General features: G+C 67.9%; 9 protein-coding genes. 1 reads left to right on the top strand and 8 read right to left on the bottom strand.

Annotation, left to right across the window (positions count from 1 at the left end):
* Positions 1 to 198: 198 nt before the first annotated feature.
* Together ACQP0P_RS24890 and ACQP0P_RS24885 are read right to left on the bottom strand one after the other, a co-directional pair.
* On the bottom strand, positions 199 to 1,467 hold the full coding sequence (locus ACQP0P_RS24890) for a transposase (protein ID WP_433381605.1): 1,269 nt from the start codon (positions 1,465 to 1,467) through the stop codon (positions 199 to 201).
* A gap of 110 nt (positions 1,468 to 1,577) precedes the next feature.
* Positions 1,578 to 3,182: a DUF4158 domain-containing protein gene (locus ACQP0P_RS24885; protein ID WP_433381602.1), complete on the bottom strand. Its 1,605-nt coding sequence runs from the start codon at positions 3,180 to 3,182 to the stop codon at positions 1,578 to 1,580.
* Between the two features lie 1,060 nt (positions 3,183 to 4,242).
* Here ACQP0P_RS24885 and ACQP0P_RS24880 point away from each other — a divergent pair.
* The gene (locus tag ACQP0P_RS24880) at positions 4,243 to 4,509 is read left to right on the top strand and encodes a hypothetical protein (protein WP_433381599.1); all 267 of its coding nucleotides are present in this window, start codon (positions 4,243 to 4,245) and stop codon (positions 4,507 to 4,509) included.
* On the opposite strand, the gene ACQP0P_RS24875 is transcribed toward ACQP0P_RS24880, so the two are convergent.
* From ACQP0P_RS24875 to ACQP0P_RS24850, 6 genes are all read right to left on the bottom strand, one after another.
* Positions 4,490 to 5,785 carry an ISAs1 family transposase gene (locus tag ACQP0P_RS24875; protein WP_433381515.1) on the bottom strand — a complete coding sequence of 432 codons (1,296 nt, stop codon included), beginning with the start codon at positions 5,783 to 5,785 and terminating at the stop codon, positions 4,490 to 4,492. The two genes, ACQP0P_RS24880 and ACQP0P_RS24875, sit on opposite strands and share 20 nt — an antisense overlap.
* Before the next feature lie 323 nt (positions 5,786 to 6,108).
* Positions 6,109 to 10,824, bottom strand: coding sequence for an AAA family ATPase (locus ACQP0P_RS24870; RefSeq protein WP_433381596.1), 4,716 nt, complete (start codon positions 10,822 to 10,824; stop codon positions 6,109 to 6,111).
* Between the two features lie 15 nt (positions 10,825 to 10,839).
* Entirely contained in the window at positions 10,840 to 11,145 is a 306-nt protein-coding gene (locus tag ACQP0P_RS24865) for a trypco2 family protein (protein ID WP_433381593.1), read from the bottom strand.
* A gap of 313 nt (positions 11,146 to 11,458) precedes the next feature.
* On the bottom strand, positions 11,459 to 11,773 hold the full coding sequence (locus ACQP0P_RS24860) for a hypothetical protein (RefSeq protein WP_433381591.1): 315 nt from the start codon (positions 11,771 to 11,773) through the stop codon (positions 11,459 to 11,461).
* 320 nt (positions 11,774 to 12,093) lie between these two features.
* Positions 12,094 to 13,653 carry a Tn3 family transposase gene (locus ACQP0P_RS24855; protein WP_433381588.1) on the bottom strand — a complete coding sequence of 520 codons (1,560 nt, stop codon included), beginning with the start codon at positions 13,651 to 13,653 and terminating at the stop codon, positions 12,094 to 12,096.
* Between the two features lie 39 nt (positions 13,654 to 13,692).
* Positions 13,693 to 15,204 (bottom strand): DUF4158 domain-containing protein, encoded by a 1,512-nt coding sequence (locus ACQP0P_RS24850; protein ID WP_433381585.1) that lies wholly within the window; start codon positions 15,202 to 15,204, stop codon positions 13,693 to 13,695.
* Positions 15,205 to 15,905: the final 701 nt, after the last annotated feature.

Below are 15,905 nucleotides of genomic sequence, written 5' to 3'. Positions count from 1 at the left end.
GCCGCTATGCGGATGCGTCGGTCTCGAATCGCTGAACCTGTCCCACCTCTTCGTCGGAGTCGACCGCGCCCGGGAAACGCAGCTCCGAGCGCGATCAAGGTGGCGCCAACAAGCGCCTCCTGGACACGCCGGGAGCGGAGCAGGTTCTCCAGCCAGCCGCACACCACCGGGCCGCGTCGGGCGGCATCCCCCGCGCTGTCAGGCGGGCGGGCTGAAGCGGACGCCATCCAACTCCAGGTGGCGGCTCATGTCGAGCTCGAAGCGCCCGTACAGGTTGAGATGGGTCCAGAACAGAGCCGAAAGGCCCCGCCGATCAGCCGCGCTCAGCCGTTTTCGCCAGGCCTGATCGCGCAACACGATCTGAATCAGATGCATGTTGAGGTAGGTGATGGCGGCAGCGATCAGGTGCAGCGCCAGGGCGGAGACCTCGACGTTCTCCCGGTCGTCGCCGGTCAGGTCGCCGGCCTTGCCGTAGAACAGGTCCTTGCTGGCGGAATTGAAGTTCTCCACCACGTTCAGGCCCTCGTTGATTTCCCGTCTGAGCTGCTCATCGGCAAGGTAGTCGCAGATGAAGACGGTTCTCACAACACGGCCGAGCTCCTCGATCGCCTGGTAGGTCGGGTGCTTGGGACCACCGCGAGTGAAACGGCGCAGCATCTGGTGAGACTCAGCGGTACGCAACCGCAGAGCGGTCGCGTACTTGATCATCTGGTCGTAGTGGCGGGCGATCAGGTCCCAGTCGATGGTCTTGTTCGACAGCACCGACTCCAGACGCGGCCAGGCCTCATCCTCACCCGTCCCCGGCCGATACAGCCGTGCCGAACCGATGTTCTTCAACCGGGGCAGCAGCTTGAAGCCGAGCAACTCCGAGAAGGCGAAGCCGACGATCGAGGCGCCGTGGGTATCGGTGTACTGGCGGTCGATCTCCGCGTCGGTCAGGTGCCGCAGCAGACCCTCGATCATCGAGGCCACCTCGGAGGCGGTCGTGCTGGTCACCTGGCTGTAGATACACACGCTGCGGCGCTCCACATGCCAATACACCATGATCCCCGGCCCGTGATAGCGCTCATGCCATTCGATCATGAAATTCGCCGACCACGACCCGAACTTGCGCGAGTCGGAGGCACATGAGGTGCCCTCGCCCCACAGGGCCACATCACGCGCCTTCAGAGTGGCGTTCACGATGAGGCGGATCGCCTCGCGCAGGTTGTCGCGGTTGATAAACAGCCGACGGGTGCGCCGCAGCGCGGCCTCGTTGTCGGTCTGGCCGTCCGGCAGCGTGGCCGCAGCCACGCCGTCGGCCACCCGTTTGATCCCGACGTTCGTCCCGAGTCCGTACAGGCACAACAACAGCCGTCTTTGCACGACTGCCGGGTCGGTGACGGTACGCGAGGCGACCGACGTGAAGGCGGTGGTGTAGTCAGTGACGTGAGCGACGTCCTTGAGCACGTCCAGCAGGTCGATCACGCCCCACCGGCGGGAGATCTCCTGCTTGAGCGCCTTCAGGCCCGCCGGCTCCTCCTGTTTGCCCAGAGACGGGACGCTGATCCACGGCTCGCCCTTCTTCCGGGTGATCTTCACGCCGCCAGTGGTGCCCTTGCGAATCGTCTTGTCCAGCCGGTCGAGGGCGGCGGTGTGGCGGCGCTGCAGGTCGTCGGGTCGCGGGGCTTCGAGAGTGCCTCGTAATGCACGTCGCGGTTGTCGTCGAAGTCGGCCGGCAGGTCGGCCTCGGGGTTGCGCCAGATCTTGCCGCCCTCCACCCAGATCTCCCGCCGGCGGATCGCCTTGCGCAGCGCGACCAGCACGCACAACTCATAGGGGATGCGCTCAATCCGGCCGCGTTCGTCGACCACCGCCTCCTGCCAGTCCTCAGGCACCACATGCTCGATCGGCACGATCTCGGAGCGATCGTAGAAGACGCTCTCGGAGTCGGCGTAGCGGTCCAGCAGCTTCAGGGCGTCCATCACCGGCTGGAAGGTGGTGTTGTTGCAATGGAAGGCCAGCGCGCGCAGCAGCTTGGGCAGACCGCGCCGGTAGTGGCGCGAGTACGAGCCGCGCAGCTTGATCCGCACCCGCTGGTTGAATGCCTTTTCGTTCGCCTTGGCCTCGGCCACGATGTCGGCCAGCGTGCCGGCGCCGACCACCGGGTAGATCGCCGTGCGGACAAGCTCCTCGGGCAGGTCCAGGGCTGCCTGGGCGAGCCGGGCCAAGATGCCGTGCTTGCCCTGCACCCGCCGGAACTCGCTGCTGATCTCGTTTTCGACCTTCTTCTCGGCCCGCACGCTGATCTTGTGCACGAGCTGGATCAGCAGCTCCACCAGGCCGTCGATCATCTCCGCCTTGCGCACCCAGCACAGCGCCGCCAGCAAAGTCAGCCGGATCGGCTCGGGCGCGGCGGCGAAGTCGGACGGGTACATGCGCATCGCTCGCGCGCGCCACGCCTCCACGACCTTCTCCGACACTCCCTCGAACAGGTGCTCTGGCAGGCCGATCGCCTTGACCCGCTCCAGCTTGACGATCTCGGCCAGCAGCGTCTCCAACTGCAGCGGCCCAGGGTCCTCCTTCAACTCCTGCAGGAAGCTACGCGCTCCGGCGGCCCCAGCCTCGCCCTCACCGCCCGGGTCGGGGTCGGGAACCGCGATCAAATCTTCGAGTGCGGCCACCGTCGAGACCGGCAACTGCCGCATCGTGGTCGTGGTGAGCTCCCGCTCGAACAGCGCCTCGGCCGCGCCGGCCAGCCGTTCGATCTGCTTAGGCGTGGGCGGCTCGGTCCGTTCCTCGCGGCAGCGGGTCAGCAGCGCGGCGCGCAGCCGCTCCCGCGAGGTCTCCACTGGGCAGATCTTGTCGGCCAGCCAGAACGTCAGCTTGTCTTCATCGGCGACCGTCGGCTCGCGAAAGCCATGGAACCGGCGGATCTGCGCCCGGTGGTACTCGATCGTGCTGCCGGACCAGCGGTACTCGGCATACAGCGCCGTATCGACCTTCACCTGGCCGGCCACGTAGTCGACCGCGGCCTTTGGCACGTCCTCCCGGCGCGGGAAACGGCCCTCCAGCTCGAAGAATTTCAGCATCAGCGCGAATCCGAGACGGGTGGCACCGCTCTTGTTCGCCAACAGCTCGGCCTCGGCCTCATCCAATGTCCAGCACTCGATGAGGTCTTCCAGCTCCCACTCTCTGCGCATCGGCGGGGACCCTTTCTCCCCCGATTGCACTGAAGATTCGCAAACACCCTGCTCCGCACCGATGTCGCTACGGTACGGTACCGCTCATCCGTGACCGCTACGTATCGATTCTGAGACATTACAAAGAGCTACTTTGGGGCTGGTCGCGTGGACCCGAGTGGAGGGCCGAGTACGGCGGAAACGGGCCGCGTCTGCTGGAGACCGCACGTCAGGCAGTGGGGGCGGAAGCCGGGGTTTCGGCTGTGGATGGCCGTGCCCGGCGTGGGCCGGATTGGCTCCCGCAGTGCCTCCACCGCGCTGACCTGGTCAGACGCCGTCCCGGGAACCGGACAGAATGAAGGTTCTGTCCGGTGTGCCGACCGCCGTTGCCCCTTTCCGGCTTACTTGGTCTGCTCCCCCCAAGACCGCCACCAACACGACGACGATCACCCTAACGACCGGCCTTCAGGCCCCGCGGTGTCTTTCCGGCGTATTCGTGTGTCCTGAACGTGAAGGAGAGTTCGATGTAGGCGAATGATCTGGAGCGATGCTGCTCGGACGATGAAGGTTTGGCCCTTCGGAGTCGCCCTGCGGAGGGAGGCTTCAAACCGCCTCATGCTGCGTTTGCTGAAGACAGTCGTGGTGAGCGATGAGGAAAAGGCGCTGCAAAGGCGTCAGGTAGGGACCGGGAAGGCGAACGCGAGTGAACCACTGACGACGTGTCGAAATCGGAACAGATGACATCGAAACCGGGGAGTGAATACGACCCCGGGATGAGCCTGGCGGGTGTCCGCTTATTGGCCAGGCGGTGTCCGGCATGGAGGTGGCGTGAGTCCGGTCTGCGGCGTTCGAGTGGAACAGGAGAAGGCGCTGTTCGGACACTGCCCGCTTCGGCGGGCGAAAGGGGAGAGCCGTGGTCTGGGGAAACCCCGGGAGGCGGCGTCAGAGTACCCGTTGCCGGGCGCGCTGGCGGACCGGCCCGTAGTAGTGGTGAAGGTCCTGTAACGGGGCTGGAGCGAAGGGGCCGGGTCGTTCGTGACCCGTTTGTTCGATCAACCGGAAGTTCTCCGGGAGGAGTCGCGTGAACGAGTTGAAAGCACCGGACAAGCCGTTTGAGATCTCTAAATGGGCTGTCCAGGTGGCGTGGGAGAAGGTCAAGGCGAATAAGGGCGTAGCTGGGGTGGACGGGGTATCCATCGGGGAATTCGAGAAGGATCTGAAGAACAACCTGTACAAGATCTGGAATCGAATGTCCTCGGGAACGTACTTTCCGCCTCCGGTCACAGGGCCCCGGCACATTGACGATTCGGTCTGCCATGGGTCGATTTTCACAGGGCGAATAGGGTGAGCAGACGGTGTGAGGCGTAGCCGTGTCTGCGGCGGGCCTGAGCCATGTTGATGTGACCTTTCTGCCGGAACGCGCCGATCACGAGGTTGCGGATGGCGGCCATCACATGCGGGAGTTGCCCGGTACGCACTTGACTGGCGTCTTCGCGGAAAGTAACGTCACGAACGTAGTGCTCGCGGTTCTCCACGCCCCAGTGCTGTCGGGTGTAGTGGTTGAGGTGGGCCGGTCCGGCCAGGCCGGCGGGCAGGCTGGTGATCCCGAACGTCACCTGTTTGCCGGTGCGGGTTTCGTCCAGGCCACCGCGGTAGCGCAGGATCCGGAAGAACTGGGCCGCACCGGGGAAGTCGATGCCCTCGGCGTCGGCCGTGCGCAGGGTGCGGGTCTCGGTCCGTCCGTGGCCACGATCGGACATGGTGTGGCTGCGCGTGGCGAAGTCGGCATCGACGCCGGTCAGCGCACGCTGGGCCGCCGCCAGGAGCGTCGGTTGATTCGCCTTGAGCGTCAAGATGTAGTGCGCGCCCAGGTCCTGGGTCAGATGGCGGGCCGTCTCTCGAACGGTATGAAGCGCATCGGCGGTCAGTACCATGCCGCTCAGGTCGATTTCGGCCAGTAGCGGTGCCAGTTCGGGCACCTCGGTGGTTTTGGCCCCGATCCGGCGCTGCGCCGGCACGCTCCCGCTGGCGTGGTCGAACAATGACAGCAGGTTGACCCGGCCGCCGCCGGGTAGCCGGGCACCGCGTATGGCCTTGCCGTCCACCGCGGCTGATGGCAGCACTCCGGCCGGGGGCTGTCGGCGGTCGCGCTGAGCGGCTCGGCGTGCCTCGCGTTCACGCGCTTGCCCTTGGCCACTGTCATGGCCGCGGGTCGGTCGTCGGCCGTCGGGCTCGCGCGACTGGGCCAGGTACGCGGCGGTTTGCCGGTCGACATCGTTGCCGTTGACGTCGGCCGGTACCCGGCGGATGGTCCGCTCGCTGGGTGGGTGACATAGCCCGGTGAACGGGTCGCGCCGGCAGCCCAGGGAGGCGAGCAGATGTTGCGGCGCTTCGGCGGCCCAGTCGCAGATCGCGGTGATGGAGTCGCCGCCGACCGCGGCGGTACCGAAGGTCATCACCGCCAAGATCGTCTCCAGGGGGTGCCGGATCTTGTACGCGCATCGGCTGTCTTCGATCACGCGAAAGCGGATCAAAAGTCCCGGCTGTGGTGAGTCCAGCGGGGCTTCATCGATAATCTGGCCCTCGCTGGAAGCGGTGATCGGCGATGATGGGGCGAGGGGCACGGTTCCTCCGAGGATCGCACGGCTTAAGACACCGCTGATCTTCGGGAATCGTGCCCTTCTCCGTGCCGTGGTTTGGGCAGTTATTACCCGGCCTGCAGGCCGACTTCGACCTCACGTCCGCCGCGGGCAAGAATCAAACCCGGTCAAAACCTCGATGTGCCGGGGCCCTGCCCCGGCGGACGCTCAGTCGTCGTCTTGCTAATCCTCCCCCGATCCTCGTTCTTGTCGGCGGCCGACTGAGCCCGGCGATTGAAGTCGTCCTGGGCGCTGTCGCTGTCGGGTCTTGAAGACAGCCCGGACAGCCGGTGTGTGCCACAGACGACTCACGAGGGGCAGACAGGGCTGGGAGATTGGCCCGGCAAGTATCTCGACCACTCCTGCGGTGTGAGGTTGCGGTGAAGGACCTTGCAGATCTTCTGGATAGCCTCGGTCGGCCCGGGAAGGGCCACATCCCATAGGAGCACTGGGCCTCCGTTGGCGTCCGTAGTGGCCAGGGTGCCTCCGTCCGGGCTGAACACCACATCGTTCACGGAACTTGTACCAGGCAAGGTGGTCCGGACGTGGCCAGTGGTCAAATCCCACAGAGATACGTCTCCGGCGCCGTCGGTGGCGAGGGTGTGCCCGTTCGAGCTGAACGCCACATCGTTTACGGAAGACGTACCGGGGAGGCTCCGGGCCCGGCCAGTCACGGTGTCCCACAGTTGCACGCCATCAGTGGCAAGGGTGCGCCCGTCCGGGCTGAATTCCAGAATATCGCTCGTGCCTGTTCCGGAGAGGCCCAGAGGCTTGCGGGTGGCCAGGTCCCACAGTTGGACGCCCTTGTCACCGCTGGTGGCGAGGGTGCGCCCGTGCGGGCTGAACACCATCTGGTTCTCCGTTGTTGCTGTGGAACCTGTTCCGGGAAGGGTCCAGGGCTTGCGGGTGGCCAGATCCCACAGTCGGACGCTCTTGTCATCAATGGTGGCGAGAACGTTTCCGTCCTTCGGATTGAACGCCACACTGAAGCTGCCGCCTGTTCCGGGGAGGCTCCAGGAATCGTGGGTGCCCAGATCCCATAGTCGGATACCCGTCTCGCTGATGATTGCCAGGGTGCGTCCGTCCGGACTGAACCCCCGCGGAACCGCACCTGATGCATCAGGAGGGAGAGTGAGAGTGGTGCGGAGCACGCCGGTGACCGCATCCCACAGTCGTATCCTATTGTCGAATCCGTCGGCGGCGACGATCTGGCCGTTGGGGCTGAAAACGGGCCAGTACACCGCCGCCCATTGCACTCCACCGTGCTTGGGAGGGCTGGGGACGGGCACATCGAGGACGGCTAGGAGCTTATCGGTCTTCACATCCCACAGTCGTGGCCTCGCATCCGTCGATCCTATTTCGGTGGCTGTAGCCAGCGTGCGTCCCTTCGGGTTGAACTCCACCACGCCGCTATCCGTGTCTGGGAGGGCCGTTCGGGCCCAGCCTGCGGCACCCCACCGTTGCACAGTGCCGTCGCGGTCGTTAATGCCGGTGACGAGGGTGCGCCCGTCCGGGCTGAACGCCACCGAACTGCCGGGGCCGAGAGCAGTCCGGAGCTGACCAGTTGCCCAATCCCACAGTTGCACACCGGTGTCTCCGGTGGTGACGAGGATGCGCCCATCCGGGCTGAACGCCACCGTGACGTTATCCGTGGGTGGAAGAGTGACCTTGGTTCGTCCACTGGACATATCCCACAGCCGAGTACGGCCTCCGACGGTTCCACCGGCACCGCTGGCGAGGACGCTCCCGTCCGGGCTGAACGCCACCGCGCCCACATCCTCGCCGCCAGTGGGCATGTCTGCCAGATGTTTCCCGTTGTCCAGGTCCCACAATTGCACCCCGCCCTGCAGGCTGATGGCGACGAGGTCGGCCTTTGTCGGACTGAACACAATCGAATTCACAGTGGTGGGCGTGGTGAAGCTTCCCAAGCGTTTTCCGGTGGCCACACTCCACGAGCGAACCGAGCCAGGACTACCAACGCCGATGATCAAGGTGTCGCCTTCGACTCGACCCGTGCCAATCCCCTGGCCGGTGACGAGGGTGCTGCCGTCGGCGCTGAACGCGACCGAGTTCACGTATTTGCCTGCGGGGAGGACGCGGATCGTTTTTCCGGTAGCCACCTCTCGTAGTTGCACACCGTTGTCGCTGGCGATCGCGAGGATGCGGCCGGCTGGGTTGAAGGCTACCGATTTCGCGGCCTGGCTGGTGAGGGTGCGCAGTATTTTTCCGGTGGTCACGTCTCGTAGTTGCACACCGTTATCGCTGTTGATCGCGAGGATGCGGTTGTCTTTCGGGTGGAACGCCACTGACTTCACGGGAGCGCCGACAGTGAAACTGGCCTGGAGCGGAAGATCGGCGGCCGCGCCGAGACTCGCGATGGCCTCGGCGGTGGGGCTGGTGCGGTATGCCTTGATGGCCAGCAGCGATGCCAGGCCCGGATCGGTGGTGAGGAGGCTGGTCGATTGGCTGGCGAGTTGCCGGGACAGTGCCTCGGCGCCTCGCCGTTCGGCGTCGGTGCGTTGCCGGTCGGCGTCCTGGGCGGAGCGTACGGCGGTTATCGCGGCGATGATGGCGATGACCAGGAGCCCTGCCAGGACGGAGAACAGGGCCTGCCGACGACGCCGGGTGCGGGTGGCGGCCCGGGCGCCGGTGTGCAGGAAGGCGGTGGCGACCTCGGGCAGCCGCAGGTGGCGGTCGGGGTCGGCGTGCCAGCCCGCCGCAGCGTGCTGGGCCGTTTCCAGCCGGGTGCCGCGATACAGGAACGACGCGTCCTGGCCGGCCTTCGCCCAGTCGGTGGCGTCCTGGCAGATCTCGCCGTGCAGCCGGCGGTCGGCTTGCTCGTCGGCCAGCCAGTCGCGCAGGCGAGGCCAGGCGGTGAGCAGGACGTCGTGGGCGAGTTCAACGGTGCCGGCCGCCGCCGGGTCCGCGAGCTCGGCCGCAGGGTCGCCCGCCGCTGTAGACGAAGCGCCGCCGCCCGCAGCGGTCGAGCCGGATGCGCCCGGTGTGCCGGCGGGCGCGGTTACAGGGGGTGGTGCGGCGCCGGTCACCATCAGCCGGGCGCGGGTGAAGGCGGTCACGACGTGGCGGGCCACCTCGGGCTCGGCCGGCTCGCAGCGGGCGGCCAGCTCACCGATGCTCGCGCGCTGCCGGACGGGCTGCCCGTCGGCGCCGATGAGGGTCAGCGCCAGCAACACACCGTGGGCGGCCTCCTGCTGGCGGGGGTTCAGGTCGCGGTAGGCGTCCTCGGCGGCGTCCTGGACTGCGGAGGCAACGCCGCCGGAGCGGTCGTAGCCGTGCAGGGTCAGTTGCCCGTCGTTGCGGTGCTGCCAGGTGCGCGCCATCGCCATCGACAGCAGCGGCAGTGCCCCCACCACCGAGCCGCCACCCGGCGCCTCGTCTGCGGTGGCCCGGGTGTGGGCGATGAGGTCGCGTACCACCTGGTCGGCCAGGCCATCCTGGAGGCGCAGCCCGGCCACGGCGGCTGGCCCGATGATCGCCCGGCGCAGTTCCGGCTCGCTCATCGGGCCGAGCACGAACGCCCGCTGCTCCAGCGCCCACGCCAGCGCCGGATGGGCGGCGCACCGGTCGATGAAGTCGCCGCGCACCGCCAGCACCACGATCCCGGCCGGCTCCTGATCGTGCCGGTCCGCGCCCTGCCCACCGGCCGCTTTCCGGCCGATCGCGTGCGGGCCGGGCGGTGGCGGGCTCGCCGGGGCGGCGATCGCCTCCAGCGCGGCCAGGAACGCGGCCACCTCTTCAGCGTGCCCGCGCAGGGACGAGGTGAACATTTCCTCGAACTGGTCCACCACCATGATCAGCCGCTGCGGGGTCTGGCCGGAGCCGCCCTGCTGGCGGCGGCGGATCGCTTCGGCGGTCAGCGCCTGCCGGGCCCGCGTCCGGGCCTGGGCGGGATCGCCCCGCAGTTCGGCCATTACGACATCGGGGTCGGCGCCGGATGGCACCGCCAGATGTATGGCCAGCTCCTGCAGCGGTCGTTCGGCGGGGGTGAAGCACACCTGCGGCCACGACGAGCAGCCGCTGGGGTCGCCGGAGGCGTCGGTCAGGGCGGGCAGCAGCCCGGCGTGCAGCAGCGACGACTTGCCCGCCCCGGAGGCGCCGGTCACCATGATCAGGCCGCCGCCCGCGCGCTTATCGGTGACCATCGCCTGCAGCCGGGCGGTGGCCTGTCCCCGCCCGTGGAACAGGACCGCCTGTTCCCGCCCGAACGGCGCCAGCCCCTGATACGGACCATCGTCCGCCCACACTTCGCCGCCGGCCGCGGGCAGCGTACGCAGACGGCCAGGACCGGTGCCGAGCAGCGCCCACCAGGCGTCGCAGTCGGGGAGGGTGTCGATCAGGGTGATCGGCACGATGGTCAGGTCCGAGGCGCCCTGCCGCGGCGCGTGTTCCGACACCACCCCGATCACGCAGTCGCCGGCCAGCACCGCCGCCCCGGACATGCCCGACCAGGCCGATCCGGCCAGCGTTGTGCCAGCCGACGGGAGCGGCGGGTCTTCGGGGCGATGGTGGGTCTGCAGGGTGAGCAGCCCCGGTCCCGGCCGCTGCGAGATGGGGATCCGGCCATCGATCTGGGCGGCCTGGCGGACCACCGTCGGGCCGCGGCCGCGTTCCAGGAACCGCGGGAACCCCACCGCGCCGCAGCCCTCGACCACCTCCAGCCGCTCCGTGCGGTCGGCGACGCGCGCGAAAGCGATCATCGGCAGTAGTCCGATCTCCTCCGCCGTGTCCTCGGCCAGCTCCAGCACGGCCAGATCCGCGTGCTCGACCTCCCCGCGCAGACGCACCCATGCCCGCCAGCTCCGCTTTGGGCCATCGGGCCAGGGAATGGCACGCCGGACCTCGATCTCGCCGTCGGCGACGGCATGCAACGAGGTCAGCACGTGGCGGCCGTTAATCAGGAAACCCGAGGCGACTCGCCACTCCGTCCGAGCCTCCGAGCCCTGGCCGACGGTGACCTCGGCGATGACCTCGACGAACCGGTCCTGGATCGCCACCAGCATCATCCGGGCCCCTTTCGGCTAGCCCGGCCTGGCCGACGAACGACGCGCCACCTTGACCGGATCACCTTGCGCATCGACGGGCGGCTGCAGCACGATAGTTACCTTCTGCACCCGCTCGTGCTCGACCTTGCCACCGGCGCCGGCCTCCAGCACCCACACCTTGACCTTGCCGCTGCCCTCGCCGCTCTTGGTCAACCCGACCTGAAACTCCAGCGTCACCTCCCCGACGGGAAACTGGATCTCCGCATCAGCACCCGCGGCGATCGCCTCCCGCAGCTCCTGACGGATCTGCTCGATCGCCTCCGGTAACCCAAGCTCCGCCACACGCCCTCCCACCGCACCACGGACCGGCCAGCAACCCGATCGTAGGCCGCCAAACGCCTGCGGCGCCGCATTTCCAGCCAACCCCCCACAAGCCCGGCACCAAACGACGATGACCGCCGGTACGGCGGCGCCGTCGGCAGCCTGCAGCACCGCAACCGGTCGGCCCGATAACCCGATCGCGATAGGCCACGTATGCAGGCCACCGTCGACCCCTGGCCGCGGCCACCAGGACGGGGCACCCCCGAACGCCTGACGACAACGGCCGGCCCCGCCGCCACCCTTCACCTACTGTCAGTGAACTGGGCGAACGGCCTTATCGTACGGCGCCGTTCCTCCAGCCTGTGAGGGCCGAGCCCTCGCAGCGGGCAGCGTACGCCTCGGCCTTGTCCGCCAGATTCTCGGTGACCTCTGCCCCGCCGCGCAGCGTCTCGGTGACCTGACGAAACCACTTCGCCCGCTCCGCCGCCCGCTCGGCCTGGGCGGCCTGCAGCAGGCTCTCCAGCGCGGTGGCCACCAGCATCGCGGGGTAGGCGACGAGCGGCGCGTCGGCGCGCCCCGCTTGGGAGTCGGCCACCAGCACCATCAGATGGTTGGCCAGCCGCTGGGCCTGCACCCGCAGGAGCATCACCTGCGCCGCTTCCTCGCCCTGGTCGACGAGTTCGACATTGGCCGGTGTAGGCGAACGAGGAGCCCCGGGTGATCCTCCCGGGGTCGGCGCCGGCGTCGGCGGCCGCGTCGGCCGTCATGAGGATCTGCATGTCGGCCGCGCCCGCCAAAGCATGCGCCAGCTCCAGCCGGTGCAGCTCCCGGCCACCGGCCCGCTCGGCCTCGGCGGCCAGCTCAGCGGCGGTGAAGGACCGCTTCAGCAATCCGATGGCCACAGCGCCGCGGCCAGCTCCGCCGGATCGGCCATTGTGCCCAGGCCCTCGCGCGGCTCCCCACCGGACCTCACTCCTCCTCATCAGGGGCGGTGTTCGGATCACGCAGCTCGCGCAGCCCACCACCCAGTTCAGGGCGATTGAACGGGTAGAACCCGTGGAAGTTGATGTGCTCGAACAGCAAAGGGGAAAGTCTGGCCCGGATCTCTGGCGTGACCTCGCCGCCCTTGATGCCCAGCTCGCCGGCCTCCAGGCGCTTCACGGCCGCGTCGATATACAGCGAATTCCACCAGACGATCGCATTGATCCCCAGCCCCAAGACTCCTACCTGGTCCTCCATGCCTCGTTCATAACCGCGCACCAACCGGCCCAGGTTGCCGAAGAACACCCGCCGGGCCAGCGTGTGCCGGGCCTCACCGACGTTGAGCTGCGCCCCGATCATCCTGCGGTAGTCCTCCACGTGCAGGACCTGCAGCAGGTGGAGCGTCTTGAAGATGCGGCCGTAGTGGGCGAAGGCGCCTCCCAGCCCGGTCAGGCGGCCGTCGGCGGTCATCATCTTGATCAGGTCGTAGGCGCGGACCTGGTTCGTGGACAGCGACCCGGCCACCCGCGCCATGTCGTCCCAGTGCTGGACGATCGCGGGAATCGACACGCGCCGCAGGCCCAGGCTGTTGAAGTCGCCCCACCCGTTGGTGGCGCGCGTCCCGGTGGTCAGGCCGCCCTCCAGCATCGCGGTGTCGATCCACCACAGCTGGGTGTCGGAGACGTCGGCGTGCCGGGGCGCGAACTGATACCCGCACATCGCGAACATGCCATAGACCAGGTCGCTGTAGCTGCCCGTGTCGGTCACCACCACCTCGGGCTGCTCCGCGGCGTCCAGACGGTGGATGGCGTCCAGAATGTACAGCGAGTCGCGCAGGGTGCCGGGCACCACCAGCCCGCCCAAGCCCATCACCTTGTCCGAGACCACGTTCAACCAGGTGGCACCCCTCGGCCTTTTCCCGACACCGAAATAAAGAGGGGACGGATGGGCATATAGCGACCGGACCGGGACGACGAACCGCATCCCGTCCACCGACGCGACCAGCCCGCCGCCCCAGTCGGCGGTGATGTCGATCTCGGCCTGCTGATCCACCAGCCGCCCGGACGCCGCGGCGATGCCCTCCCCGTGGAAGTAGCCCTTCTCCGCGCCGATCAGCCGGGCCGCGGTCAGCGCGGGAACCCCGGCCTTGATCACCGGGATCAGGCCGACGTTGCACGAGCGGGCCACCGTCAGCGCGGCCAGAGTGATGTCGAGGTCATCGCGGCGCACGTGCGAGCCGGTGATGTGGGTGAAGCAGTCGAACATGCCAGTGCGGGCGTGCACCTCCAGCAGCAGCTCGGGATAGTCAATGCGGGGCAGCATCGCGGCCACCTTGTCATGCACCGCCCGGAACCCTTCCGGCTCCGGAGCCGCCTGCAGCCGGGACAGGTGCAGCTTGCCGCCCTTGATCGACACCGCCGCTTTCGCCGGCAGCCCGGCGGCCACCTCCCGGTAGGCGCCGTCCAGCAGCTCGGCCAGCTCACGCAGGTGCACGGCCGGATCGGCGTCCAGCCCGAGCGCGGTCAGCACCGCCGCCCGCTCGCGCACCCACAGCCGTTCCTCGATCAGCCGGGCACGCGGGTTACCTCACTTGTCGGCGCCGACCGCGTAGACATCACGCCGTCGCAGGGCCGCGTGCAGGGCCTCCAGAATGCAGAAGGTATAAGCGGGCCTGTCGATCAAGGGCGCCTCCAGCTTCGGGTTGCCGAACACCAGGCGCCGCCACGAGCCGGTCACCAGATCCTCGAACCCCTTGATGTGCTCGCGGCCCGGCTTGCGCGCGGCCATCAGACGGGGCAGCGCACGCAGCGCGGTCAGGATCGGCGAGCCCGCCTCGGTGCACCCCCACGGGATCACCGAGGCCAGCATGTCGACGAACGGCCGGACCGTACCGAAGCGGTCGAGGAGCTCCACCCGCCATTCCAGATCGCCGTCATCCTCGGTGCTGGGCAGCGGCAGCAGCTCCATTACCGTCTCCACCGCGGCCGCCAGCTGCTGCCGGGAGACCACCTGCTCGATGTGGTCGAGCACCTCCGGCACCGTGAGCACATGCTGCTCGCCGCCCGGCCTGTCGCCCTCGGGGCCATCGCCTTCCTCGGCCGGACCGGACGGCGGTGTCTCCAGCAGGATCGTCCACGCCGTTGCCAGCCGGGAGGCCGCCACCCGCAACCGGGGCAGATTGCGCAGCTTCTCCTTATCGGCCACCCGGCCGGCCCGGGCCAGCAGCACCGTCGACATCAGCAGGTCGAACAACAGCAGCGCGTCATCGACCGCGGTGCCCTCCAACTGACGCACCGTGGCCAGCAGGGTGGCCAGGCGGCGGCCCTTCTCCAGCTGTTCGATCCGGAACGCCTTGGCCGTCATCCCGAAGCGAGCCAGCTCAGCCAGTTTCACCGGCGCCGCCGCGGTGCAGTCCACCGCCCCGGTGCCCAGCCCCAGCACGTACGAGGCGCGATCCAGCGCCTGCTCCATCCCGGTGCCCGACAGCTTGGTCACCGCCGTGCGCATCCACTCCAAGGTGGAGACCTTCTTGCCGTCCGGCACCTGCAGGGTCGCCACCAGCTCGGCCCGCATCGGCGGCGGCGCGGCCTCGGCCAGGCTGCGGTTGATCGCCTCCAGCTCAGCCCGGCGCACCTCGGTGACCAGCCGGGACAAGGTGGTGATGCCCGGCAGCAGCACCCGATGCTCGATCAGCCACAGCACCGCCCGGTCGAACAGCTCCCGGCGCGAGTCCCGGCTCTTGCGCACCCGGGAGGCAATGAACGTCGCCACCTCCCCCTCGGCGGCCGAGAACTCGCGATAACCCAGCATGGTCCGGATCTTCGAGGCATGCTCGTACGGCGTCTGTGGGCGGTCGCCGTACAACTTCGCCACCGAGACGTCGGCGATCCCCAGCTGTTCGGCCACGTACTCCACCACCACCTGCGGCACGTCGGCCGGCCCGGAGTCGGTCAGGAACGTGCCGAGCATCCGCACCGTGCCCCACTGGATCGACCAGCCCAGGCGATTATGCAAGCGCCGCTTGTCCCGCGCTTCCTTCAGCGCGGCGGCGTCCAGGAAGAAGAACTTCTCCAGTTCCTCCGGCGTCGGGTCCGCCACGAACCGGCCATACCGGTCAACCTGTGCGGCGGACAAATACTCCTGTGCCGCAAGCCGTCACACTACGCGCATCATAGATCACTATCAGTCGGTACGCCTAAATCGAGCCGGGCTCGCTCGGCGCTCTCCTGCCATGATCCCGATGCCCCCATGGCCCGTATGCCCCAGTTGCTCGGAGGCTTAGCGGGAATTCCCGGCCGGATATGACCAGGACCCCGGTGCGCAGCCCCTGCCAGCTGAACGCGATGATCTGCGCCCCCATGATCCAGTCGGCCGGGGCATGACGGGCCCCGGCCAGCTTGCGGATCTGTCGTTCCTCTTCGGCGTCCATCGGTGGACGCGCATGCAGTAGTTTCGGCATGACAATCCCCCCTGAGACCATCATCACCCCAGGCCAGCAGGGATCTCCGCCTCCATTCAGGAACGCAGCACTAAACGCCCACTTAACCACGTCGTTGACATGTACCAGTTATAGGGCCCCGCCCATGGGGGCCTGGCGCACACACAGCAGCGCGAAGTAGTCAGGAACGGGGAAGGGCACCTCGGCTCCGTCGGTGTGCAGACTCCCGCCGAATCGGGAATCGGCGTAGCGGGCAGTGGCGCCCTCACCGGCGGGATGCTCGTCGTTCTCTTCGCCGTCCGATTCACCCGGCTGAATACGCAGTTGTCTTTCCCCGCTCCGTATAGCTGTTAAAATGCCT

The organism is Streptosporangium sp. CA-115845 (assembly GCF_050943795.1).
In the GTDB taxonomy this organism is placed as follows: Bacteria; Actinomycetota; Actinomycetes; order Streptosporangiales; family Streptosporangiaceae; genus Streptosporangium.
The sequence above is the reverse complement of the archived record's forward strand: the minus strand, read 5'-3'. Positions and strand labels throughout refer to the sequence as shown.